Origin of the sequence: Thermus caldilimi (genome assembly GCF_004684245.1) — a bacterium.
Taxonomy (GTDB): Bacteria; Deinococcota; Deinococci; order Deinococcales; family Thermaceae; genus Thermus; species Thermus caldilimi.
Window position 1 is genome coordinate 2,383,486 of sequence record NZ_CP038452.1, and the last position, 21,711, is coordinate 2,405,196.

Here is a 21,711-nt window from a genome sequence, read left to right on the forward strand (position 1 = left end):
CCCTCAGTGGGGGGTGAGCCCCCCGTCCACGCACAGGGTCTGGCCGGTGATGTAACCCGCAGCCTCCGAGACCAAGAAGGCCACCGCCTCGGCCACGTCCTCCGGCCGGCCAAAGCGGCCTGCGGGGATGCTCTTCAGGTAGGCCTCCCGCACCTCGGGCGGGAGCTTTTCCGTCATCTCCGTTTCGATAAACCCAGGGGCCACGGCGTTCACCGTGATTCCCCTGGCGGCGTACTCCTTGGCCACCGCCCGGGTGAAGCCGATGAGCCCCGCCTTGGAGGCCACGTAGTTGGCCTGGCCGGGGTTGCCCAGGAGGCCCACCACGCTGGTGATGTTCACGATGCGCCCGAAGCGGGCCTTCATCATGAGCTTGATGGCCTCCCGGGTGGTGCGGAAGACGGCGGAGAGATTGGCTTCCAGCACGGCCTCCCAGTCCTCATCCTTCATGCGGACGAGGAGGGTGTCCCGGGTGATGCCGGCGTTGTTCACCAGGGTGTCCAGGCCCCCCAGGATCTCCGCCGCCCCGTGCACCAGGCCCGTGGCGGCCTCCGCCTCCAGGAGGTTGGCCCCCAAAAGCCCCACCAGGGGGCTTCCCAGCCTCCTGGCCTCCTCCGCCACCTCCTCCGCCTTCTCCCGGTTCTGCCCGTAGTGGATCACCAGGGCGTAGCCCTCTCGGGCGAGCCTCAAGGCGATGGCCCGGCCGATGCCCCGGCTGGCCCCCGTCACCAGTGCCTTACGCATCCTCCACCTCCAACGCCTTCCTTACCCCTTCCGGGTCCCCCACGGAAAGGGCGTGCGCTTCCTTCAGGGTACGGGCCACCAGGCCTTTAAGCACCTCCCCGCTTCCGAACTCCAGGAAGCGCCTTATGCCCCGCTCTTCCATGTCCTGGAGGATCTCCACCCAGCGCACGGGGGCGGTGATTTGCTCCAGGAGAAGCTCACGGATGCGGCCAGGATCCTCCTCAGCCTCAGGTTTTGCGGTCACGTTGGAGTAAACAGGGAAGCGGGGCTTTCTCAGGGTTACCTGGGCCAGGTCCCGGGCCAGGCGCTCCCGGGCCGGGGCCATGAGGGAGGAGTGGAAGGGGGCGGAAACCGGGAGGAAGACAATGCGGGCCCGTTTTTCCTTTAGCCTTTCCGCTGCCTCTTCCACCGCCTCCTTCCTGCCGGAGATCACCGTCTGCTCGGGGCTATTGAGGTTGGCGATCTCCACGCCCTCTAGCCCCGCCAAAGCCTCCTGGATGGCCTCGAGGGGAAGCTTCAGGATGGCGGCCATGGCCCCTTCCCCTGGGGGCACGGCCTCCTGCATGTACCGGCCCCGGAGGCGCACCAGCCGGAGGGCGTCCTCCAGCTCCAGGGTGCCCGCGGCCACATGGGCGGTCCATTCCCCCAGGGAGTGCCCGGCGGCCAGGGAGGGTTCGGTTCCCCCTTCCGCTAAGAAGGCCCGGTAGGCGGCATAGCCCACCGCTAGAAGGGCGGGTTGCTGGTTCTCCGTGAGGGTGAGGGTTTCCTCGGGTCCTTCCCACATGAGCTTAAGGAGGCCGGGCAGGGTAGCCTCGGCCCGTTCCAGCACCTCGCGGGCGGCGGGGGAGGCCTCGTAGAGGGCTTTGCCCATCCCTACCCGCTGGGAGCCCTGTCCCGGGAAAAGGGCGGCGTACATCAGGCCCCTCCCCAGGTGAGGACGGCCGCGGCCCAGGTGAGCCCAGCCCCGAAGGACACCAGAAGCACGTGGTCCCCTTCCCTTATGCGCCCTTCGTCCACCGCTTCCTTGAGGGCCAGGGGGATGGAGGCGGTGGAGGTGTTGCCGTAGCGGTCCACGTTCACCACCACCCGCTCCCAGGGAAGGCCCAGGCGCTCCCGGGCGGCGTCGATGATGCGGAGGTTCGCCTGGTGGGGCACGAAGACCTTGATGTCCTCCGGGGTGAGGCCGGCTTTTTCTATGGCCTCGAGGGTGGCGGTGTTCATCACCCGCACCGCGAACTTGAAGACCTCCCGCCCGTTCATGTAGAGGCGGTTGCGCATGGAGGTTCCATCGGGAAGTCTGGGGGCCACACAGGCGTGGTAGAGCTCCTTGGCCCCGGTGCCGTCGGCCCCCAGCACGAAGGAGCGGAAGCCGAAGCCCTCCCGCACCCTTCCCACCACCGCCGCTCCCCCGGCGTCCCCGAAGAGGACCGCGGTGGCCCGGTCGTTCCAGTCCAGGATCTTGGAGAGGGCCTCCGCCCCCACCACCAGGACCTTGCGGGCCAGGCCCGCCTCCACCAGGGCGTGGCCCTGGGCCAGGCCGTAAAGCCACCCGGGGCATCCCGCTAGAAGATCGTAGGCGAAGGCGTTGAGACCGAAGCGGGCCTGCACCAAGGCGGCGGTGTCGGGGAAGAGGGCGTCGGGGGTGTTGGTGGCCACGATGACCCCGTCCACCTCTTCCAGGGCCCCCGGGTGGCGCCTAAGCAGGTCCTCCACCGCCTTGAAGGCCAGGTCCGAGGTGTACTCGTCCTCGGCGGCGATGCGCCGTTCCCGGATGCCCGTGCGGGTCACGATCCACTCGTCCGAGGTGTCCAGGTAGGCCTCGAATTCCTCGTTCCTCATGACCCTCTCGGGGGCATAAGCCCCCAGGGCCAGGATGCCGCTCATGCCTGACCTCCCGTCATGGGCTCCACTATACCGGCCCATGGCGCAAAAAGTTGAGACCCCGGAGGCCGGGGTCCCTTAAGTCTTGACCGGGTCTAGACTTCTAGAACCTTGCGCCCATCGTAGTAGCCGCACTCCGGGCAGACGGTGTGCGGGGGCTTCATCGCCTTGCACTCGGGGCAGGGGACCAGGGTCGGGGGGGTCAGGGCATGGTGGCTCCTGCGGGCATCGCGCCGCGCCTTAGAGGTCTTCTTCTTGGGTACAGGGTGCTTGGCCATCTCCAATCCTCCAGGGGGGCTTGGCCCCCGCTAAACCCCTGGTAGTATAGCAGACCTGCTAGAGTTCGGGAAGGAGGTCCTTAAGGCCGAGGAAGGGGTGGTGGGCCTCCGGCTCGTGGCCGCAGTCCACCAGGTTGCGATCCGCCCCGCAGACCGGGCAGAGGCCCTTGCACCCTTCCTCGCAGAGGACGGTGTAGGGCATCTCCGTCACGAACGCCTCGGTGAGGAAGGGGAGAAGGTCCAGGTCGGGCTCGCCAAAGGCGTAGTACTCCTCCTCTTTCTCCTCGTGGAAAACCACCTCTTCTAGGCCTTGCTGGTAGCGGAGAAGGTGCTGGAAGTGGGCATGGATGGGGGTGGGGGTGGGCTTGAGGCAGCGGCGGCACTCCATGAGGACCACGCCCTCCACCTCGCCCGAAAGCCAATACTCGTTGCCGCCCACCGAAGAAACGGCCACCTTCCAGGAAGCCTCCCCCGCCAGGGGGAAGCGTTCCTCCCCCACCCAAAATGCTTCCCGCACCACGCCTGCGGCGCGGGCCGTACCTCCTTCCCGCAAGAGGCGGGCCAGGTTGATGCTTGCCACCTCGCGGTGTTCCATCCTTTTAAGTATAGCGCCGAAAGCCCTTTCCTCCTAGGGGGTCGGCATAAAGTTCCCAAGCGGTGTATGGGGTTTTCTGCTAGCATGCCCCCCATGGAGCGGGTGGTCATCCTGGGGGTGCCCATGGACTTGGGAGCAGGCCGGCGCGGGGTGGACATGGGGCCTTCCGCCTTGCGCTACGCCCGGCTTCTGGAGGAGCTCGAGGCCCTGGGTTGGGCGGTGGAGGACCTCGGGGACGTGCGGGTACCCGTGGCGGAAACCCTCAGGCGAAAAGGCTTGCGCTTGGGCGGGGAAAACTACTTGGAGGAGATCCGCCAGGTGGCCCTCGAGCTCAAGGAACGGCTCCGTTCCCTGCCGGATGGGGTGCTTCCCATCGTGCTGGGCGGGGACCATTCCCTGAGCATGGGTTCGGTGAGCGGGGTGGCTCGGGAGCCCTTGGGGGTGGTCTGGGTGGATGCTCATGGGGACTTCAACACCCCCGAAACCAGCCCTTCCGGCAACATCCACGGCATGCCCTTGGCGGTGCTTTGCGGGCTTGGGCACCCTCGCCTCACCGAGGCCTTTCAGGCAGTGGATCCCAAGAGGGTGGTCCTGGTGGGGGTGCGGAGCCTGGACCCTGGGGAGAGGCGGCTTCTCAAGGAAGCGGGGGTTGCCGTCTACACCATGCACGAGGTGGACCGCCTGGGGGTGGCCAGGATCGCCGAGGAGGTTTTGGAGAGACTTGCGGGCTTGCCCCTCCACATCTCCCTGGACGCCGACGTCCTGGACCCCACCCTGGCTCCCGGGGTGGGGACCCCCGTGCCCGGTGGCCTTTCCTATCGGGAGGCCCACTTGCTCATGGAGATCCTGGCCCAGTCGGGCCGGGTGCGGAGCCTGGACCTGGTGGAGGTGAACCCTATTCTGGACGAGCGTAACCGCACCGCGGAGATGATGGTGGGGTTGGCCTCGAGCCTCCTGGGCAAGCGTATTCTTTAAGGATTGACGCCAAGGTTTGCACTGTCTAGAGTATCCCCATGAAAGCTCGCTGGTGGGTGGGGATCCTTCTCCGCTGCCATGGCTAAGCAGCTGGAGAAGGCCCAGGACAACCCTTTTGCGGCTTTGGGTCGCTCTTTGCCGGGAGCTTGATCCAGGCCTGGGTGGATGCCCTGCTTACGCTTGAGGGTCGTGCCAGCTTGGGCACGGGGAAAGACCCCGAGGAGGCCAGTCTGGAGGAGGTACGCCAATGGCGGCTCAAACGGCAGGGGCTTTCACGGGTTTTTGTTTACCGTGGGGTTTACCATGGGAATGACCGGCAAACCTGTTTGGTGATGGAGCGCCAGGGGTTAAGGTGGCGGGTGGTACGGATGGCGCTTAACCCCTAGCCTGGCTCCGCAGGTACCGTCCTAGCTTCTGCCCCCCATGGAAGGTCAGGGCGAGGCTTTCCCAGGGAGGTTCCTTCTTGCGGTGAAGAAGGGGGTCCAGGGCCTCCCTGGCCCACTCGCTCACCAGTACGGGGAAGTCCAGCCCCGTTTCCAGGAAGTACTCCTCCGCCTCCCGCCAGGCTCCCTCGCTCCGGCGAAAGAAGGCGGAAAAATCCTTGGGCGCAGGGGCTTCCGGCCAGAGGAAGCCGCTCACCACCCCTAGGAGCCAGGCCCCCCGGAGGTCCTTGGGCAGGGCCTGGGCCCCCGGGCCACGTAGCCCAGGGGATCCTTGTGCAAAAGCTCCCGCGGCAGATGGGCCAGGGGGTCCTCCATGCTTTGAGTGTAAACCTGAGGTGGGGAAAAAAACGGGCCCCGGGGTACCTTCCGTGCCCCAGGGCCCGAAAGAAGGCCCCGGGCTTAGCCCGCGGCCAGGGCGGGGAGGACCGCTCCAGGGATAAGGCCCAGCAGGAGGAGGAGAAGGGCCACTCCCAGGGCCACGCTCCGGGCCAAGGGACGGGGGTGGGCCTCGGCTGCCCCCTTCTGGAACACCGCCAAGCCCAGGGCCAGGTAGTAGTAGGCGCTTACGGCGCTGGTGACCAGGGCCAGGACCAGTAGTCCCCACGCCCCCGCCTTGGCGGCTTCGCTGAAGACCAGGTACTTGCCCCAGAACCCCGCCAAGGGGGGCAGGCCCAGAAGGGAGAGGGAGGAGACGAAGAGGCCAAGGCCCAGGAGGGGGTCTTGGTGGAAGAGGCCTTTTACCCTCTCCAGGGGCACGCGGTCGGGGGAGACCTCCGAAAGCACGGCGAAGGCCAGCCCCGTGGCCAGGACGTAGGTGAGGAGGTAGAAGCCCAGGGCCTGCAAGTTCCCCGTGTAAAGGGCCAAGGCCATGTACCCCGCATGGGCGATGGAGGAGTAGGCGAGAAGCCTTTTGGCCTCCTTTTGCGTGAGGGCGGCGAGGTTCCCGATCAAAACCGAGAGGGCGATGAGGAGAGAAAGGGCCTCGGGCGCTCCAGGCGTCACCACCCGCAGGAGGGCGGCGAAGGCCGCGGCCTTCACCCCCGTGGCCATGAAGAGCACCACCGGCGTGGGGCTACCCTGGTAGACATCCGGGGTCCAGAAGTGGAAGGGGGCTAGGGCCACCTTGAAGCCAAGCCCCACCAAAAGGAGGCCCAGGGCCAAGGCGTAAAGCGGACCTTCGCCAGGGGTTCCCGCCAGCAGGCTTCCCGTGGCCCCGTAGTGGAGGGCGGTGCCGTAGAGGAAGAAGGCGGCCGCCAGGGCCCCCAGAAGGAAGTACTTCAAGGCGGCTTCCAGGCCTTCTCCCCGCCGCCAGGTGGCCAGGGCGTAAAGGGGCAGGGAGAGGGCCTCGAGGGCCACCAGCATCAGGATGAGGTTCTTGGTGGAGGCGAGAAGGTGCATGCCCAGGGCGGCGTAGAGGACCAGGAGGTAGAACTCAAACCGCCGGGTGCGCACCAGCCCCACGGTCCAGAGAGCTCCCAAAAGGGCGAGCAGGGTGAAGACCTGGGAGATGCCGTCCACCTGGTACGGGCCAAAGGCGAAGGGCTTTCCCCAGGTGAAGAGGAGGGAGAGCAGGGCCAGGGAGAGCCCCAGGATGGTGAGGCGCTTGAAAAGGGGCACGGAAACGAAGAAGCCCACAAGGGTGAGGGCTACGGCAAAGGAGCTCAGCACCAGAAGGGTCATGCGCCACCTCCAAGGATCTTGGCGAAGGCCTCCGCCAGGGGCTCAAGGCCTTTTACGAAGAACCCGGGGAAGACCCCCATGAGGACCAAAGCGGCCACCGCCAGGAAGGCGAAAGGCCATTCCGCTCCCTTGAGGTCCTCCGCTCCCCTTTGGCCTTCCTCCCAGAAGACCTTCTGGAAGGCGGTAAGGGCGTAGGCGGCCCCGGCAATCACCGAGAGGAAGGCGATGGCGGTGAGCCAGGGGCTGGCCTTGTAGGCGCCGAGGAGGGTCATAAGCTCCCCGGGGAAGCCGGAAAGCCCGGGAAGCCCCACCATGGCCAGGAAGAGGAAGAGGGCCAGGGCGGCTAGGCCAGGGGCGCTCGCCGCCAGGCCCCGGTAGCGGCCGATCTCCAGGGTGTGGAGGCGCTCGTAAAGCCTGCCTGCCAGGAGGAAGAGGCCCCCCGTGTAGACGCCGCTCGCCGCCAGGAGGTAAAGCCCGCCCAAGGCCCCTTCCGGGGTCCCGGAGAAGACCCCCAAGGCCGCCACCCCCATGTGGGAGACCCCGGCGTAGGCCAATAGACTCTTGAAGTCCTTGGCGGAGAAGGCCACCCAGGCCCCGTAGAGGGCGGAGAGGGCCGCCAGGAAGAGGAGAAGCCCCTGAAGCTCATAGAAGCCTTCCGGGGCCAAGGGGATGGCGAAGCGGAAGAAGGCGAAGACCCCCACCTTGTAGAGGGTGCCCAGGGCGTCCGCCAGGCCCGAGGGGTGGTTTTCCTGGTGGAAGAGGGGGAGCCAGGCGTGCACGGGGAAGAGGGGGGTCTTGACGGCGAAGGCCAGGGCGAAGCCCAGGAAGACCCAGAAGGCCGCCTGTCCCTTCACCGGGTGGGCCAGGAGGTCCTCGAGGAGGAAGGTGGGGCTACCCCCTAACGCCTTCACCGCCAGGATGGCGGCCAACATGGGTAAGGAGCCCGCTAGGGTGAAGAGGAGGAAGGTGTAGATGGCCCTAAGCCGCCTTTCCCCGCCGTAGAAGAAGAGCATGAGGAGGGCAGGGATTAGGGCCGCTTCGAAGAAGAGGTAGAAGACCAAGAGGTCCCGGGCGGCGAAAAGCCCCAGGAGGAGGCCCTCCATGAGCAGGGCCAGCCCCAAAAACCGCCCCTCCGCCTGGGCCACCAGGGCCCCCAGGAAGACGGTGAGGCCGATGGTGAGGAAGAAGAGGGCGGAAAGGCCATCCAAGCCGAAGGCCCAGTAGACCCCGGCCCCCGGCAACAGGGGGGCCTGGACCCCGTGGGCCACCCCGCCCGGGTGGGAGAGGAAGAGGTAGAGGTTTAAAAGAAAGCTCAGGCCCGCTCCCAAGACCCCAAGGGCGCGGGGAAGGCCCAGGAGGAGGAGAAGGCCGAAGAGGATGGGTAGGAGGATCGCCAGGACTACCACCGCATCACCCCCAGCAACACCAGAACGCCCAGCACGAAAAGCAGGGCATAGACCCTTAGATAGCCGGTCTGCAGGCGGGCAATACCCTGTCCCAGGGTCCGCACCGTCCCGCCCAGGCCAAAGTAGCCGCGAAGGAGGCTGCCGTCCCCGTAGAAGAGGGCTTCCGCTAAGGCCTTCAAGGGGTTGACGAGGAGGGCGTTGTAGACCCGATCCATGTAGAAGCCTTCCCGGCTCCAGGCCTCAAAGGCCAGGTACCAGGCGGGAAGGGCCTTGCGCTGGAAGAAGGTGTAGCCTACCCAGAGCCCCAGGAGGGCCACCGCCCCCGAGAGGGCGATGAGGCCCCACTCCGCTCCCAGGGAGGGGTGGTGGGCTTCCACCTCTGCCAGGGCGGGCTTCAGGAAAGGCTCCAGCAGGTTGGGCAAGGGATGGGGCAGGGCCAGGTACCCCGCCAGCACCGAGCCCAGGGCCAGGAGGTGGTTGGGCCAAAGCATCACCGCAGGAGCCTCGTGGGGGTGATGGTGGTGGCCCCGCTCCTCGCCCAGGAAGACCAGGACAAACCAGCGCATGGCGTACATGGCGGTGAGGACCGCCACGAGGAGCGCCCCCAGGTAGAAGCCGAGGCTGCCGAAGGGGTAGGTGAGGGTGGCGGTGAGGATGGCGTCCTTGGACCAGAAGCCGGAGAGGAGGGGAAGGCCCCCTAAGGCCAGGGCCCCGATGAGCCCGTGCCAGCGGGTATAGGGCAGGTGTTTCCAGAGCCCGCCCATCTTCCGCACGTCCTGCTCCCCGCCCAGGGCATGGATCACGCTGCCCGAGGCCAGGAAGAGGAGGGCCTTGAAGAAGGCGTGGGTGAAGACGTGGAAAAGGGCCACCCAGTAGGCTCCCACCCCGGCGGCCAGGAACATGTAGCCCAGCTGGCTGATGGTCGAGTAGGCCACAATCCTTTTGATGTCGTTCTGGCCAAAAGCGGAAAGAGCCCCGTAGGCCGCGGTGAGGAGGCCGATGACGGCGATGGTGTAGGAAACATCGGGAAGGTTAGCGTAGAGGAAGGAGCTACGGGCAATGAGGTAAACCCCGGCGGTCACCATGGTGGCCGCGTGGATCAGGGCGGAAACGGGGGTGGGGCCGGCCATGGCGTCGGGAAGCCAGACCATGAGGGGCACCTGGGCGCTTTTCCCCACCGCCCCTAGGAAGAGGAGGAGGCCCGCCAGGGCCAGGAGGCTGGGGTTCTTCAAGGGGCCTTCCAGAGCCTCCTTGAGCTCGCTGATGGAGAGGGTGCCGTAAAGGGCCCAGAGGATGGCCATGCCCAGCAGGAAGCCCAGGTCGCCGATCCGGTTCACGATGAAAGCCTTGCGGGCGGAATCCGCGTACTGGGCGTTTTGATACCAGAAGCCGATGAGAAGGAAGCTGGCCAGGCCCACCCCCTCCCAGCCGATAAACATCACCGGGTAGCTGTCGGCCAGGACCAGGGTGAGCATCATGGCGATGAAGAAGTTGAAATAGGCGAAAAAGCGGCTATTGCCCGCATCCCCGGCCATGTAGCCGATGGCGTACACGTGGATGAGGAACCCCACCCCAGTGACGATGATCAGCATGAAGCCGGAGAGGTTGTCCAGAACGAGGCTAAAGGGGATCCCGGGAAGCCACTCCGCCTGGAAGCGGCCCCCGCCTTGGGCGAGGAGGCCTACCCCCAGGAGGAAGGAGGCCAGGACCAAAGCCGAGGCCAGGACCCCGGGCAGGGGTTCCTTAAGCTTTTTGCCGAAAAGCCCCAGAAGGGCAAAGCCCAAGAGGGGAAAGAGGATGGTCAGAAGGAGCATGTTCACCCCCTAAGCTCCGAGAGGTCGTCCACCGCGGTGCTCTCCCGCTGGCGGAAGATGGCCACGATGAGGCCCAGACCCACCGCCACCTCGGCGGCGGCGATGGCGATGACCATGAGGGCGGCCACCTGGCCTTCCAGGCCAAAGGCCCGGGCGAAGCCCACCAGGGAGAGGTTGGCGGCGTTCAGCATGAGCTCGATGGAGAGAAAGACCAGGATGGCGGTCCTGCGGGTCAAAACCCCATAGACCCCCAGGGCGAAGAGGAGGGCCGAGGCAAACAGGTAGCTCACCGCACCACCTCCTTTTCCTCCTTGCGCTCCTCAGGGCGCAGGGCGTCCAGGGGGCGGGCAGGTTGCACCAGGGCCACCGCCACCACCGTGGCCGCCATGAGGAGGAAGCCCACCGTCAGGAGGACAAAGAGCCAGTCCCCGTACAGGAGGGGCCCGAGGGCCTGGGGCAGGCCCCCCTTCAGGTCCTGGGTGAAGGCTAGGTTTAGCCCCCAAAGCCCCGAGAGGAGGACCAGGGCCACCCCCAGGGCCAGGAGGGCAGCCAGGGGACGGCTTCGCACCAAGGGGTCGAAGCCCACCTCACCTTGGGCGGCATAGAGGAGCATGATCACGAAGAGGAAGAGGACCACGATGGCCCCGGCGTACACGATGATCTGGATGAAGCCCAGGAAGCGGGCCTCGAGGGCCACGTAGATCCCGGCCAGGATCAGGAAGTTCCCGATGAGGGCCAAGGCGGCGTGGATGGCGTTTTTCAAGGTGACCACCAGGACCCCGGTGAAAAGGAGGAGCAGGAGGGCTAGGGCTTCCCAGGGGGTCATTTTTTGCCTCCTTTTGTGGGGGCTTTAAACCCCTCCAGCTCCGGGCGGACGTAGGGCACCACGTAGCCGGGCTTCACGGGCTTGCCGGTGATCTTGGCCTCGCGGCGCTGGGGCTTCGTGCCCACCACATCCACCAGCATGTCCTCCTTGCCGTAGATGAGGTCGGAGTACTCGTAGTCGGCCATCTCGAAGTCGTAGCCCAGCACGATGGCCCCGGTGGGGCAGGCTTCCTCGCAGAGCCCGCAGAAGATGCACCGGAGCATGTTGATCTCGTAGACCTTGGCGTAGCGCTCCCCTGCGGACACCGGGTTCTCCGGATCGTTTTCCGCCGGCTCCACATAGATGGCGTAGGCGGGGCAGGCGGCCGCGCACAGGGAGCAGCCGATGCACTTCTCCAGGCCGTTGGGGTGGCGGGTGAGCACGTGGCGGCCGTGGAAGCGGGGCTTGAGGGCCACGGGGGCATCGGGATAGGGAACGGTCACCGGCTTGGAGAAGAGGTACTTGAGGGTGATGCCGAGGCTTTGGGCCAGGGCCTTTAGGGTCATGCGCCACCTCCCTTGGATAGCCCCTTAGGGGCTGGTTTGCGGGCGGATTTGGGGCCATACATCACCGCTCCCAGAAGGACCAAGAAGGCGGCCAGGGAGAGGTAGAGGAGGTAGGAGCGGGGAAGGTCTAAGGCCATCACCAGGGCAGTCACCAGGAACCAGACCAGGGTCACCGGGAAGAGGAAGCCCCAGCCGAAGCGCAGGAGCTGGTCGTAGCGCAACCGGAACCAGGTGGCCCGGATCCAGATGAAGAGGAAGAGGAAAAAGGCGATCTTGAGGAACATCCAGAGGTAGGGTACTTCCAAGAAGGGCATGGTCCAGCCCCCCAGGAAGAGGGTGGGGATGAGGGCGCTGGCGGTGATGAAGTGGATGTACTCGGTCATCTGGAAGAGGGCCCACTTGATGGAGCTGTACTCCGTGTGGTATCCCCCCACCAGCTCCTGCTCCGCCTCGGGCAGGTCAAAGGGGGTGCGGGCGGCTTCCGCCAGGGCGGCGATGGCGTAAAGGAGGAAGGCAGGGAAGGCGTAAAGGATGAGCCAGCCGTGTTCCTTCTGCCAGTTCACGATGTCGTTCAGGTTCAGGCTCCCCACCAAAAGGACGGGGGAGAGGAGGGCCATACCCAGCCCCAGCTCGTAGGAGATGAGGCTTGCCGAGGAGCGCAGGGAGCCCAGGAGGCTATACTTGCTCCCAGAGGCCCAGCCCGCCAGGAAGATGCCGTAGATGGCCATCTCGCTCACGGCGAAGAGGTAGAGGAGGCCCAGGTCCAGGTTCAAGACCCAGGGCTGGTAGCCAAAGAAGCTCCCCGGGGGGCCAAAGGGGATAGCCCCGAAGGCCAAGAGGGCGAAGACCACACCGATCAGGGGGGCCAGGACGAAGAGCACCTTGTCCGCCCGCTCCACCACCAGGTCCTCCTTGAAGATGCTCTTGATGGCGTCGGCCACGGGCTGGAGAAGGCCCGAGGGACCCACCCGGTTGGGGCCCAGGCGGATCTGGAAGCGGGCGAGAAGGCGGCGCTCAATCAGGGTCATGAAGGCGAAGGCGGTGAGGAGGCCCACCACCACCAACAGGGCCTTCAAGGCCACCATCCAGTAGGGGTCCAAGGGATAGGGGTTCATGCTTCACCTCCCGTGGGAACCAACACCTTGGCCTCCATCCTCCTGCCCGCAAAGGGACCGAGGGCGGAGAGGTAGAGGAAGCCCTTGGGCAGGTCCTCCCGGTGGACCACCTGGGCCAGGACCGGGCCCAAGGGGCCTTCCACCTCCACCCGGGCTCCCTCCAAGAGGGCCTCGGCCTTGGCGGTTTCCGGGTGGACCCAAAGCTCGGGGCGGACGGTCTGGGCCACCTTGCCCGTAAGCTGCCAGGCCCGCCACATGGTGGGCCTCAGGTAGAGCCTCCCCTCCTGCACCTTGGGCCGCAGGCGCTGGGTGCGGTGGCTGAGGAGGCCTTTGGGGGCCGACAGCCTTCTCCCAAGTTCCCGCTCCGCCTCGAGGCCGAGCCGGAAGGGCGGCCGTACCCCAAGGGCCTCGGCCAGCAGGACCAGGGCCTGGATGGCGCCCTCCGCCTCGCCGTTTTCGATGGGGGCAGGGTTGAGGGAGAGGAGCCGCCCTTCCAGGTTCACCACCTGCCCCCGCCGCTCGTAGAAGGTGGGGGCGGGGAGGACCACGTCCGCATACCGCTCCGCCAGGGGGTGGAGGTGGCTGAGGTGCATGATCAGGAAGCGTTTGTCCTTTAGGGCCCCTTCCGGGGGTACGAAGCCGTAGTAGGCGTAGGGGGCCCCGGGCTCGTCCCAGGCCGCCCCTTTCTCCCCGGGCCAGACCCCCAGGGCCTCGAGGCCCCGGGCGTTCGCCGCCGGGGTCATGGCCAGCACCTTGGCCCCCTTGCCCTCGGCCAAGAGCCTTGCCCTTTCTGCGGCCACCGCGTCCTGGAGGACGCCGGCTCCCAGGATGAGGACGGGGTTTTGCGCCTTTTCCCAGGCTTCTTTAGCCATCTTCACCGCTTCGCTACCCTCCTTTTCTCCCAGCAGGCCAAGAAGGATATCCCGCTCCTCCCCGGGGGCGTGGACCTCGTGGACCTCGGCCCACTTCATGAGGGGGGTGCGGTAGGGGGCGAAGAGGGCCATCTTGTCGGTGCGCCTGGGCATCCTTTCCTTGATCTGGAGGTCGGCGAAGGGGGTGCCGTGGGCGAGACGCATGGGGGGCTTGAGGTCCCGCACGAACTCGCTTAGGCGCAGGTGGAGGAGGGGGGCCTCCTCCGTGGGGTCCCCCAGGATCAGGGCGAAGTCCGCTCCCAAGAGGTCCTCAAAGGTGGCAGGGGCGAAGAGGCTCGCCGGGGCAGCGGTACGGCCCTCAAAGTCCAGATGAGGGGTGTTTAGCAGCCGGGCGAGCTCGCTGGCCATCAGGCCCTCCTCGAGGGTGGCGTCGTGGGACAGGTAAATCCCCACCTCCTCCTTCCTGGCTCCTTTGAGGCCTTCCCGGATGGCAGCGAAGGCCTCCTCCCAGGTGGCCTCCACCAGCCTTTCCCCTTTCCGCACCAAGGGGTATTTGATCCGGTTCTCGTCCGCCCACTCGTGCCCGAACCGGCCGGCGTCGCAAAGCCAGATCTCGTTCACCTCGGGGACTTCCCGGGCCCGGATGCGCAAAAGCTCCCCGCTCCGGGTGTCCGCGGTGAGGCCGCAGCCCACCGGGCAGAGGGCGCAAGTGGTGGGGGTTTCCTCCATCTCCCAGTTGCGGGCGCGGAAGCGGGCGGTGAGGTCCAGAAGGGCCCCCACCGGGCAGATGTCGGTGATGTTCCCCGAGAAACCCGAGGGGAGGCCAAAGTCCATGGTGCCGATGAAGGTGTGCACCCCCCGCTCAATGAAGTCCAGGACCTCGTCCCCGGGGACCTCCTCAAAGTAGCGCACGCAGCGCTTGCAGTGGATGCACCGCTCCCGGTCCAGGACCACGAAGGGAGAGAGGGGGTGGTGCTTGTCCACGTGGCGGCGGGTGAACTCGAAGCGGGTGTAAGTGGGAAGCTCGAGGGGAGCCTTCTGGTAATACTTCTCGTAAAGTCCGTACTCCACCGTGCGGTCCTGGAGCTCGCAGGCTCCCCCCTTGTCGCAGGTGGGGCAGTCTAAGGGGTGGTTAAGGAGGGTGAACTCCACCATCCCCGCCTGGGCCTCCCGCACCACCTCCGAGAGGGTGTCCACCACCATGCCGTCCGCCACGGCGGTGACGCAACTGGCCGCCAGCTTGGGCTGCCAGGCGATCTCGGGCTCTCCCTTGTCGTTCAGGACCGGCTTGCCATCCGGACCCCTTTTGGGCAGGCCGATGCGCACCAGGCACATGCGGCAGGCCCCGATGGGGGAGAGGTGCTTTTCCGAGCAGAAGAGGGGCACATCGTACCCCGCGTGGAAGACCGCGTCCATGACGCTGGTCCCCGGGGGCACCTCCACCACGCGGTCGTTGACCTTGACCTTAACCACCTTCACCTCCAAAGGTTCACCCTGGGCACGGGCTTCTTTTCCCGCACCAGGGCCAGGTACTGGTCCTTAAAGTGCTTCAAGGAACCTTTCACCGGCCACACCGCCGCATCCGCCAGGGGGCAGAAGCTCCGGCCCTCGATGAGGGGCAGAAGGGCCTCCAGGTTTTCCACGTCCTTCTCCTCCCCCTCCCCGGAGCCGATCTTGGCGAAGAGGTTCACCATGAAGCCCGCCACCCCTTCCCGGCAGGGGGTGCACTTGCCGCAGGATTCGTGGGCGTAGAAGCGGGTCACGTTCCACATGGCGTCCACCATGCTGACCCTTTCCGGGATGAGGATAACCCCTCCTGTGCCCAGCATGGAGCCCTTGGCTTGGAGGTGCTCGTAGCTCATGGGGGTGTCCAGGACCTCATCGGTAAAGGGCAAGGGCGGGGTGGAAGACCCTCCGGGGATGAGGGCCTGGATGGGCTCCAGGGGCCCTCCCGCCCAGTCGTAGATGAGCTCCCGCAGGGTGGTGCCCATGGGGAGTTCATAGACCCCGGGCCGCCTGACGGGCCCCGAGACCTGGTAGAGCTTCATCCCCTTGGACTGCTCGGTGCCCATGCTGGCAAACCAGTCGGCACCCCGCTCCAGGATGGGCACCACCGAGGCCAGGGTTTCCACGTTGTTGATGGTGGTGGGCTTGCCCCAGAGGCCGGATTGGGCAGGGAAGGGAGGCTTCAGGCGGGGGTTGGCCCTTAAGCCCTCCAGGGAGTTCATGAGGGCGGTTTCCTCCCCGCAGATGTAGGCCCCGGCCCCCCGGTGCACGTGCACGTCGAAGGAGAAGCCGCTGCCGAAGAGGTTTTCCCCCAGGTAGCCCCGCTCGCGGGCCTCCCGGATGGCGGCCTCGAGGCGGTCCGCCGCCTTGCGGTACTCCCCGCGCACGTAGATGTACCCCACCGTGGCCCTTATGGCGTAGCCCGCCAGGATCATGCCCTCGAGGAGCAGGTGGGGGACGTCCTCCATGATGTACCGGTCCTTGAAGCTTCCGGGCTCGGACTCGTCGGCGTTGCAGATCAGGTAGTGCTGCTTCCCGTCCTTGGGCATGAAGCTCCACTTCACCCCCGTGGGGAAGCCTGCCCCGCCCCGGCCCCTGAGCCCCGAGCGCTTCACCTCCTCGATGACCTCCTCCGGGGTTTTCTCCTTTAGAACCCGCTTGGCGGTCTCGTATCCCCCGTGCTTCAGGTAGTAGTCCAGGGTCCAGCTTCCCTCCTGGCCCACGTGGGCGTAGAGGGTTTTTTCAAAGCGGGGGTCGCGTCCGGAAACGATGGGCCCGGTCATACCTCCACCTCGTGCACGTGGTGCCCGCATTTGCCGGGGAGCTCGATCTCCTCGAGGCGTTTGCCCGCCTTGAGGCCCTTCAGGAGCGCCTCAAGCCTCGCCCGGGTCACGCATTCCACATAGGGTTCGTCGTTTACCTGGATCACAGGGGCGGTGTGGCAGCTTCCCAGGCACTCCACCTTCTGCACGCTGAAAAGGCCATCCGGGGTCACCTCCCCCGGGCCGATGCCCAGGGTTTCCGTGAGGTAATCCCAAAGCTCGTCCGCCCCCGCCAGTTTGCAGGAGAGGGTGGAGCAGACCTGGAGGTGGTACTTGCCGGTGGGCACGAACTGGTAGTAGGAGTAGAAGCTCGCCACCCCCATGACCTCGGTGGCGGTGGTGCCCACCAGGCGGGCGATCTCCTCCACCCGCTCGGGCCGGATCCAGCCTTCTTCCTGTTGCACCTTCCGCAAAAGGGGCATGATGGCCGAGCGGCGGCCTTCGGGTGGATACTTGGAAAAGGTTTCTGCAAGGAAGTCCTGCTTGTCGTCAAAGAACCCCATCTTCCCTCCTTAGCGGTCCACGTCGCCCATGACCGGGTCCAGGCTGGCGATGATGGCCACCATGTCCGCCACCTGCTCCCCCTTGGTGGCGTAGGGGAGGCTTTGCAGGTTCACGAAGCTGGGGGCCCGCACCTTCACCCGGTAGGGCATGCTCCCCCCATCGGAGATGATGTAGTAGCCGAGTTCTCCTCGAGCGGATTCCGTGGGCACGTACACCTCCCCCTTGGGAGGGTGGAAGCCCTCGGTGTAGTGCTTGAAGTGGTAGATGACCGCCTCCATGGAGGTCTCCAGGAGGTGCCTGGGAGGGGGGGTGATCTGGGGGTTGGGATCGCGCACCGGCCCCGGCTCCAGCCGCTCCAGGGCCTGCTTTATGATCTTCACCGACTCCCGCATCTCCCGGATGCGGATGAGCATGCGGTCGAACACGTCCCCCCGCTCCCCCAAGGGCACCTCGAACCGGTAGGTGTCGTAGCCCGCATAGGGGTAGGCCTTGCGCACGTCGTAGTTCACCCCGCTGGCCCTCAAAGACCCTCCGGTGAGGCCCAGGTGAATGGCCACCTCGGGGGGGATGACCCCCACGCCCCGGGCCCGCTTGTAGAAGATGGGGCTTTCCGAAAAGAGGGCCTCGTACTCGTCGATGCGGTGGGGCAGGACCTGCAAAAGCTTTTTAAGTTCGGGTACGAACTCCTCGGGGAGATCCTCCTTGACCCCGCCGATGCGGATGTAGTTGTGGTGGAAGCGCTGGCCCGTTACCCACTCGAAGAGGTCCAGGATACTCTCCCGCTCCCGGAAGGCGTAGAAGAAGGGGGTGAGGGCCCCGAGGTCCAAAAGCCCCGTGCCCAGGAAGACCAGGTGGCTGGCCAGGCGGGAGAGCTCGTTCAGGATGATGCGGATGGTCTCCGCCCTCTTGGGCACCACCGCTCCCACCAGCTTCTCCACCGCCAGGGCGTAGGCCAGGTCGTGGGCGAAGGAGTGGAGGTAGTCCATCCGGGGCGTATACGTGATCACCTGCGTATACGTCCGGTTCTCCATATTCTTCTCAAACCCGGTGTGGAGGTAGCCGATGTGGGGGACGAGGTCCAGGACCTCTTCGCCCGATAGGGTTACCACCACGCGCAACACCCCGTGGGTGGAGGGGTGCTGGGGTCCCACGTTCAGGGCCATGACCTCCGTGCGAAGCTCCTTGGGCTCCTCCGCCACCCTTGGGTCCAGGTCCAGGTAGTCCTTCATTTGCCCTCCCTAGCCAACCTAGCCCCTACCGGGGCCCTTTTCTCCCTTGGCCTTGACCAGGTCCGCCCAAAGAGCCCGATACCCCTTGCGGCTACCCCCCCGGTAGGCGGTGAGGCCGGGGTTCTTCCCGGTAAGGGCGGCCCGGAACTCGCTGGGCACGATGAAGCGCCCCTCGCGGAACAGGGTGGGGGTCTCCCCCAGGGGGAAGTCCTTGCGCAGGGGGTGGCCCTCGAGGTCCTCCGGGGTCAGGATCTTGCGCAAATCCGGGTGGCCTTCAAAGACGATCCCAAAGAGGTCGTAAACCTCCCTCTCCAAAAAGTTGGCGCTTCCCCAGAGGTCGGTGACGGTGGGAAGCCTGGGATCCTTTTCCGACACATAGACCCGGACGAAGAACCGGCTGCCGTCCCCATCCCGCCACCCAGGCAAGGAAACCAGCTCGTAGACCACGGCGAACCGCTCCGGGCGGGGGTCCGGGTACTCCAGGTAGTCTATGCCCACGATGTCCGCCAGGTAGTTGAAACCGAGCTCCTTGTAGCGGGCCATCTGCCCCTTGAAGGCCTCCCGGGGCACCACCACCCAGAGGTTGCCAAGGCCGTTGTCCTCTATGGCGTAGCCCGTGGCCTGGGCTTCTTCCAGCACCCTATTGAGCCGCATACCTCACCCCCTGGCGCGCTTCCAGGCGGCCACGGGGGGAAGCCTTTCCCCCCGCTCGTTCACCGCCTGGCCCCGCACCTTCTTCTGGAGCTGCATCACCGCGTAGATAAGCGCCTCGGGGCGCGGCGGGCAACCCGGCACATACACGTCCACCGGCACCACCGAGTCCACGTTTTGCACGATGGCGTAGTTGTTGAACATCCCCCCAGAGCTGGCGCAGGCCCCCATGGAGATCACCCACTTGGGGTCGGGCATCTGCTCCCAGACCCTCCGCATCACCGGGGCCATCTTCTTGGAGAGCCTTCCCGCCACGATCATCACGTCCGCCTGGCGGGGGCTTGCCCGGAAGACCTCGCTGCCGAAGCGGGCCAGGTCGTTGCGGGCGTCGGTGGAGGCCATCATCTCGATGGCGCAGCAGGCCAGGCCAAAGGTAGCGGGCCAGAGGCTGTTGGAACGGCCCCAGGCCACCAGCTTCTCCAGGGTGGTAAAGAGGATGCCCTCCCGCTCCAGCTCCTGCACGTCCCGCTCAAAGAGGTCTTTTAGTGCCACCGCATCACCCCCTTCCACCACTCGTAGAGGAAGCCCACGAAGAGGAGGAGGGTGAAGCCCAAAACCCCGAGGAAGCCGTAAAGCCCAAGGCCCCCCGCGCTCACCGCGTAGGGCCAGAGGAAGGCCACCTCCACGTCGAAGAGGATGAAAAGCATGGCCACCACGTAGAAGTGAACAGGGAAGCGCTTAACCTCCCCTGCTGGGTCATTCCCCGACTCGTAGGGCATGAGCTTGGCCTTCCCCGGTTTTTTGGGACCTAGGAGAGCTCCCACCACCAGGGCTGCCAGTCCGATGAAAAGGGCCACCCCTAGGTAAATCAGGATGTTCACGTACTCCGCGATCGGCGCCAAGGTCCCCTCCTTTCGTGCATCCCTTCACGAGGTGGGGGCCTAAAATCCTCGAGGGCCCCACCTCGGTTCCCGCCCATCTTATCACCCCAGGTGCGGGACAATAGGGGTGGACTACACCGAAGGGGAGGCTAATCGGTGTAAGCCGTTTGATTATCGACAGCCAAGACGCTACACTTTGGTGTAGAGAAGGTCCTTGAGCCTCTGGAAATGGGATAAATCCAAAGCCTCCGCACGGACGTCCGGGGGAAGGCCCAGTCTTCTAAGGGCCTCCTCCACCTTTTCCTTGGGGTATCCGGCGGCGGTGAGGGCGTTTTTCAGGGTCTTGCGCCGCTTGGAAAAGGCGGCCTCGAGGAGCTGGAAAAGGACCGGATCGTTCTGCACCTTCCTGGGGGTGAGGCGCACCAGACTGCTCACCACCTTGGGCGGGGGAAAGAAGGCCCCAGGGGGCAGGTCAAAGAGTTTCTCCGCCTGGGCGTGGTAGGCCACCCGCAGGGAGAGGAGGCCGTAGGAAGGGGTATTGGGCCGGGCCACCATGCGCTCGGCCACCTCCTTTTGCACCAGAAAGACCAGACGCTGGAAACGGCCCGTCTGCAGGAGGCGGGTGACGAGGGGGGTGGCGATGTTGTAGGGGAGGTTGGCCACCAGAAGGCTTCCCTCGGGCACCTCCTCCCACGGGTAGCGCAGGGCATCTTCAAAGACCAGGCGCACGGGCAAGCCTTTCAGGGCTTCCTCCAGCACGGGCCTCAGGCGCTCGTCCTTTTCGATGGCCGTGACCTCCGCCCCGGCTTCCGCCATGGCCCGGGTGAGTACCCCCAGGCCCGGTCCCACCTCGTAGACAGGGGCGGTGAAGGGCTTCGCCACCTCCACGATCCGCTTGAGGTGGCCTTCCGAGACCAGGAAGTTTTGCCCAAACCGCTTGTCGGCATGGAGGCCGTGGCGCAGGAGAAGTTCCCGCACCGCTTTGGGGGAGGTGAGCTTAAGCATGGGAAAGCCGCTTGATGACGGGGTGTAGGGGCTCCTCCTCGGGGTAGAGCACCAGATACTGCCCCAGGTCCAAGGCGTCGATGAGGGCGAAGCGCTCTTTGAGGAGGATGCCCCCCTTCATGGGCACGTGGCCATAGACGCCATAGCGATACCCCATCCGCTCCACGTAGTCGGGGGTGCGGAACCACCAGGTCTTAGGCTCTGACTGGGCGTAGAAGAGTTCGTCGTACTCCTGGAGCCAGGGGACCGGCCCCACGTGGGCGAAGTGTACCCCGTGCAAGACCATCTCCCGGGGGAAGCCCGCTATCCAGGCCCTTAAGGCCTCGGGAAGGGGGCGCCCCCCGTGTTCAGGGTGGAACTCCAGGTGCTTGAGGTGCCGGTTGCCCAGGATGGGTTCTCCCTTGAGCGCTGCCTCCTCGTGGTTGCCCAGGAGGATGGTCACCTTTCCCTGGGCAGCCTCCTGAAAGGCCTTGAGCCGGACGAGCTCCCGGATCTGGGCCCCTGCCGCCAGGCGCAAGTGGTCGGGGTCCAGGGGATCGAAGGGGCTAAGCCCCGTCAGGCGTTCGTAGTCCTTGGGGGTCTTGGGGTGGATCAAGTCCCCGAGGAGGACCACGTGGGTCTTTCCCGAAAGGAGTTCTTCCGTGGGCCTAAGCCCAGCATCCGCCAGGCCCTCTGCCTTCAGGATGCGCCAAAGGGCGGGGAAGTTGGCGTGGAGATCCCCGACAGCGACGATCCTCATCCCTTGAGGAGGGCCCGGAGCTCCCCGTAAAGCCGCTTGGTTTCCTCGGGGGTTTTGCCGTAACCGGCGTACTTGTTGACGATCTTGGCGGCCTCCTTGCCCAGGCCCTTTTCCTTAAGCCTTTCCAGAAGCTGATCGATGAGCCGGTAGGCCTCGGGCTTCTCCTCTCCGAGGCCCTCCTCCTCGAGGGGGGAAGACTCGGGTAGCTTGGGTGGGGTGAAGCGCCCCTTCTCCGGGTCATAGTCCACCCATTGCTTTTCCAGGCGGTAGAGGTAACGACCCACGCCGAACTTCACCGCGGCCCTTTTCAGGGCGTCGGAAAAGGCGGCCTTCAGGGAATCCCCTTCCCCCACGTCCTCCTTGGTTACCCCCAGGATCGTGAGGCGGCACTTCACCTCCACCAGGCGTTCGCGCCGCTCCCCCCGCTCATCCCTCACCGTGCGCTCGGCGTCGGCCAGAACCTCGTAGGCATCCTGCCACCCCTCAGGACCCACCGCCCGGTCCAGGCGGTCCAAAACGGTACGGGCATCCACATAGGGAACCACCAGGGCGCGTTTTTTATCCCGGGAGAGGGCCTCGATGCGCCACTGCACCTCCCCAGGGGGAAAGGGCTCGGAGAGTTTTTGCCAGACTTCGTCCATACCTAAAGTCTACTTTAGGTGGCGTTTAAGGGTTAAGGGGAAAGCTGGGTTAGGCTAAGGAC

24 protein-coding genes are annotated in these 21,711 nt (G+C 65.8%); 1 reads left to right on the top strand and 23 read right to left on the bottom strand.

The window, feature by feature from the left end:
* Positions 1-3: 3 nt before the first annotated feature.
* The 5 genes from fabG to EBI04_RS12730 form a co-directional block, all read right to left on the bottom strand.
* The gene (gene fabG, locus EBI04_RS12710) at positions 4-741 is read right to left on the bottom strand and encodes a 3-oxoacyl-[acyl-carrier-protein] reductase (RefSeq protein WP_135257762.1); all 738 of its coding nucleotides are present in this window, start codon (positions 739-741) and stop codon (positions 4-6) included.
* Complete coding sequence (gene fabD / locus EBI04_RS12715) at positions 734-1,657, bottom strand: ACP S-malonyltransferase (protein ID WP_135257763.1); 924 nt, start codon at positions 1,655-1,657, stop codon at positions 734-736. Before fabD ends, fabG begins: the two co-directional genes overlap by 8 nt.
* Positions 1,657-2,625, bottom strand: a complete 969-nt coding sequence (locus tag EBI04_RS12720) for a beta-ketoacyl-ACP synthase III (RefSeq protein WP_135257764.1) — start codon at positions 2,623-2,625, stop codon at positions 1,657-1,659. Before EBI04_RS12720 ends, fabD begins: the two co-directional genes overlap by 1 nt.
* Positions 2,626-2,717: 92 nt before the next feature.
* Entirely contained in the window at positions 2,718-2,900 is a 183-nt protein-coding gene (gene rpmF, locus EBI04_RS12725) for a 50S ribosomal protein L32 (RefSeq protein ID WP_015716502.1), read from the bottom strand.
* A gap of 58 nt (positions 2,901-2,958) precedes the next feature.
* Positions 2,959-3,495: a YceD family protein gene (locus EBI04_RS12730; RefSeq protein ID WP_135257765.1), complete on the bottom strand. Its 537-nt coding sequence runs from the start codon at positions 3,493-3,495 to the stop codon at positions 2,959-2,961.
* An 84-nt stretch (positions 3,496-3,579) separates the two neighbouring features.
* Between EBI04_RS12730 and rocF the strand changes: the two genes are divergently transcribed.
* The gene (gene rocF, locus EBI04_RS12735; protein WP_206202044.1) at positions 3,580-4,470 is read left to right on the top strand and encodes an arginase; all 891 of its coding nucleotides are present in this window, start codon (positions 3,580-3,582) and stop codon (positions 4,468-4,470) included.
* A gap of 375 nt (positions 4,471-4,845) precedes the next feature.
* Here the strand turns inward: rocF and EBI04_RS12740 are convergent, their stop codons facing one another.
* The 18 genes from EBI04_RS12740 to EBI04_RS12825 form a co-directional block, all read right to left on the bottom strand.
* Complete coding sequence (locus EBI04_RS12740; RefSeq protein WP_240695321.1) at positions 4,846-5,109, bottom strand: hypothetical protein; 264 nt, start codon at positions 5,107-5,109, stop codon at positions 4,846-4,848.
* Positions 5,110-5,312: 203 nt separating this feature from the next.
* Positions 5,313-6,593 carry an NADH-quinone oxidoreductase subunit N gene (locus EBI04_RS12745; RefSeq protein ID WP_135257767.1) on the bottom strand — a complete coding sequence of 427 codons (1,281 nt, stop codon included), beginning with the start codon at positions 6,591-6,593 and terminating at the stop codon, positions 5,313-5,315.
* Complete coding sequence (locus tag EBI04_RS12750; RefSeq protein ID WP_135257768.1) at positions 6,590-7,999, bottom strand: complex I subunit 4 family protein; 1,410 nt, start codon at positions 7,997-7,999, stop codon at positions 6,590-6,592. The genes EBI04_RS12745 and EBI04_RS12750 overlap by 4 nt, the downstream gene beginning before the upstream one ends.
* Positions 7,993-9,813, bottom strand: coding sequence for an NADH-quinone oxidoreductase subunit L (gene nuoL, locus EBI04_RS12755; protein WP_135257769.1), 1,821 nt, complete (start codon positions 9,811-9,813; stop codon positions 7,993-7,995). Before nuoL ends, EBI04_RS12750 begins: the two co-directional genes overlap by 7 nt.
* Positions 9,814-9,815: 2 nt before the next feature.
* Positions 9,816-10,103, bottom strand: coding sequence for an NADH-quinone oxidoreductase subunit NuoK (gene nuoK, locus EBI04_RS12760; protein ID WP_135257770.1), 288 nt, complete (start codon positions 10,101-10,103; stop codon positions 9,816-9,818).
* Positions 10,100-10,639, bottom strand: coding sequence for an NADH-quinone oxidoreductase subunit J family protein (locus EBI04_RS12765; protein WP_135257771.1), 540 nt, complete (start codon positions 10,637-10,639; stop codon positions 10,100-10,102). The genes nuoK and EBI04_RS12765 overlap by 4 nt, the downstream gene beginning before the upstream one ends.
* Positions 10,636-11,184: an NADH-quinone oxidoreductase subunit NuoI gene (gene nuoI / locus EBI04_RS12770; RefSeq protein ID WP_126178494.1), complete on the bottom strand. Its 549-nt coding sequence runs from the start codon at positions 11,182-11,184 to the stop codon at positions 10,636-10,638. The genes EBI04_RS12765 and nuoI overlap by 4 nt, the downstream gene beginning before the upstream one ends.
* Entirely contained in the window at positions 11,181-12,299 is a 1,119-nt protein-coding gene (gene nuoH / locus EBI04_RS12775; RefSeq protein WP_135257772.1) for an NADH-quinone oxidoreductase subunit NuoH, read from the bottom strand. Before nuoH ends, nuoI begins: the two co-directional genes overlap by 4 nt.
* Entirely contained in the window at positions 12,296-14,644 is a 2,349-nt protein-coding gene (gene nuoG, locus EBI04_RS12780) for an NADH-quinone oxidoreductase subunit NuoG (protein ID WP_135257773.1), read from the bottom strand. The genes nuoH and nuoG overlap by 4 nt, the downstream gene beginning before the upstream one ends.
* A 2-nt stretch (positions 14,645-14,646) precedes the next feature.
* Positions 14,647-15,960, bottom strand: a complete 1,314-nt coding sequence (gene nuoF / locus EBI04_RS12785; RefSeq protein ID WP_135257774.1) for an NADH-quinone oxidoreductase subunit NuoF — start codon at positions 15,958-15,960, stop codon at positions 14,647-14,649.
* Positions 15,957-16,502, bottom strand: coding sequence for an NADH-quinone oxidoreductase subunit NuoE (gene nuoE, locus EBI04_RS12790; RefSeq protein ID WP_135257775.1), 546 nt, complete (start codon positions 16,500-16,502; stop codon positions 15,957-15,959). The genes nuoF and nuoE overlap by 4 nt, the downstream gene beginning before the upstream one ends.
* Before the next feature lie 9 nt (positions 16,503-16,511).
* A complete protein-coding gene (nuoD, locus tag EBI04_RS12795) occupies positions 16,512-17,732 on the bottom strand; it encodes an NADH dehydrogenase (quinone) subunit D (protein ID WP_135257776.1) in 1,221 nt (406 codons plus the stop codon).
* A gap of 18 nt (positions 17,733-17,750) precedes the next feature.
* Positions 17,751-18,386, bottom strand: coding sequence for an NADH-quinone oxidoreductase subunit C (locus EBI04_RS12800; protein ID WP_135257777.1), 636 nt, complete (start codon positions 18,384-18,386; stop codon positions 17,751-17,753).
* A 3-nt stretch (positions 18,387-18,389) separates the two neighbouring features.
* Entirely contained in the window at positions 18,390-18,935 is a 546-nt protein-coding gene (locus EBI04_RS12805; protein WP_015716518.1) for a NuoB/complex I 20 kDa subunit family protein, read from the bottom strand.
* A complete protein-coding gene (locus EBI04_RS12810) occupies positions 18,926-19,285 on the bottom strand; it encodes an NADH-quinone oxidoreductase subunit A (RefSeq protein ID WP_135257778.1) in 360 nt (119 codons plus the stop codon). The genes EBI04_RS12805 and EBI04_RS12810 overlap by 10 nt, the downstream gene beginning before the upstream one ends.
* Before the next feature lie 168 nt (positions 19,286-19,453).
* The gene (gene rsmA, locus EBI04_RS12815) at positions 19,454-20,269 is read right to left on the bottom strand and encodes a 16S rRNA (adenine(1518)-N(6)/adenine(1519)-N(6))-dimethyltransferase RsmA (protein WP_135257779.1); all 816 of its coding nucleotides are present in this window, start codon (positions 20,267-20,269) and stop codon (positions 19,454-19,456) included.
* Positions 20,262-21,008 (bottom strand): metallophosphoesterase, encoded by a 747-nt coding sequence (locus EBI04_RS12820; RefSeq protein WP_135257780.1) that lies wholly within the window; start codon positions 21,006-21,008, stop codon positions 20,262-20,264. The genes rsmA and EBI04_RS12820 overlap by 8 nt, the downstream gene beginning before the upstream one ends.
* Positions 21,005-21,649, bottom strand: a complete 645-nt coding sequence (locus EBI04_RS12825; RefSeq protein ID WP_135257781.1) for a Rad52/Rad22 family DNA repair protein — start codon at positions 21,647-21,649, stop codon at positions 21,005-21,007. The genes EBI04_RS12820 and EBI04_RS12825 overlap by 4 nt, the downstream gene beginning before the upstream one ends.
* Positions 21,650-21,711 lie beyond the last annotated feature (62 nt).

What these genes read in the sequence shown, in the direction of transcription:
- rpmF (WP_015716502.1), bottom strand. Translation starts at nt 2,900, where the DNA reads ATGGCCAAGCACCCTGTACCCAAGAAGAAGACCTCTAAGGCGCGGCGC.
- EBI04_RS12825 (WP_135257781.1), bottom strand. Translation starts at nt 21,649, where the DNA reads ATGGACGAAGTCTGGCAAAAACTCTCCGAGCCCTTTCCCCCTGGGGAG.
- fabD (WP_135257763.1), bottom strand. Translation starts at nt 1,657, where the DNA reads ATGTACGCCGCCCTTTTCCCGGGACAGGGCTCCCAGCGGGTAGGGATG.
- nuoL (WP_135257769.1), bottom strand. Translation starts at nt 9,813, where the DNA reads ATGCTCCTTCTGACCATCCTCTTTCCCCTCTTGGGCTTTGCCCTTCTG.
- nuoH (WP_135257772.1), bottom strand. Translation starts at nt 12,299, where the DNA reads ATGAACCCCTATCCCTTGGACCCCTACTGGATGGTGGCCTTGAAGGCC.
- rsmA (WP_135257779.1), bottom strand. Translation starts at nt 20,269, where the DNA reads ATGCTTAAGCTCACCTCCCCCAAAGCGGTGCGGGAACTTCTCCTGCGC.
- nuoD (WP_135257776.1), bottom strand. Translation starts at nt 17,732, where the DNA reads ATGAAGGACTACCTGGACCTGGACCCAAGGGTGGCGGAGGAGCCCAAG.
- EBI04_RS12820 (WP_135257780.1), bottom strand. Translation starts at nt 21,008, where the DNA reads ATGAGGATCGTCGCTGTCGGGGATCTCCACGCCAACTTCCCCGCCCTT.
- EBI04_RS12745 (WP_135257767.1), bottom strand. Translation starts at nt 6,593, where the DNA reads ATGACCCTTCTGGTGCTGAGCTCCTTTGCCGTAGCCCTCACCCTTGTG.
- EBI04_RS12720 (WP_135257764.1), bottom strand. Translation starts at nt 2,625, where the DNA reads ATGAGCGGCATCCTGGCCCTGGGGGCTTATGCCCCCGAGAGGGTCATG.
- EBI04_RS12765 (WP_135257771.1), bottom strand. Translation starts at nt 10,639, where the DNA reads ATGACCCCCTGGGAAGCCCTAGCCCTCCTGCTCCTCCTTTTCACCGGG.
- rocF (WP_206202044.1), top strand. Translation starts at nt 3,580, where the DNA reads ATGCCCCCCATGGAGCGGGTGGTCATCCTGGGGGTGCCCATGGACTTG.
- nuoE (WP_135257775.1), bottom strand. Translation starts at nt 16,502, where the DNA reads ATGGGGTTCTTTGACGACAAGCAGGACTTCCTTGCAGAAACCTTTTCC.
- nuoI (WP_126178494.1), bottom strand. Translation starts at nt 11,184, where the DNA reads ATGACCCTAAAGGCCCTGGCCCAAAGCCTCGGCATCACCCTCAAGTAC.
- nuoF (WP_135257774.1), bottom strand. Translation starts at nt 15,960, where the DNA reads ATGACCGGGCCCATCGTTTCCGGACGCGACCCCCGCTTTGAAAAAACC.
- EBI04_RS12800 (WP_135257777.1), bottom strand. Translation starts at nt 18,386, where the DNA reads ATGCGGCTCAATAGGGTGCTGGAAGAAGCCCAGGCCACGGGCTACGCC.
- EBI04_RS12730 (WP_135257765.1), bottom strand. Translation starts at nt 3,495, where the DNA reads ATGGAACACCGCGAGGTGGCAAGCATCAACCTGGCCCGCCTCTTGCGG.
- fabG (WP_135257762.1), bottom strand. Translation starts at nt 741, where the DNA reads ATGCGTAAGGCACTGGTGACGGGGGCCAGCCGGGGCATCGGCCGGGCC.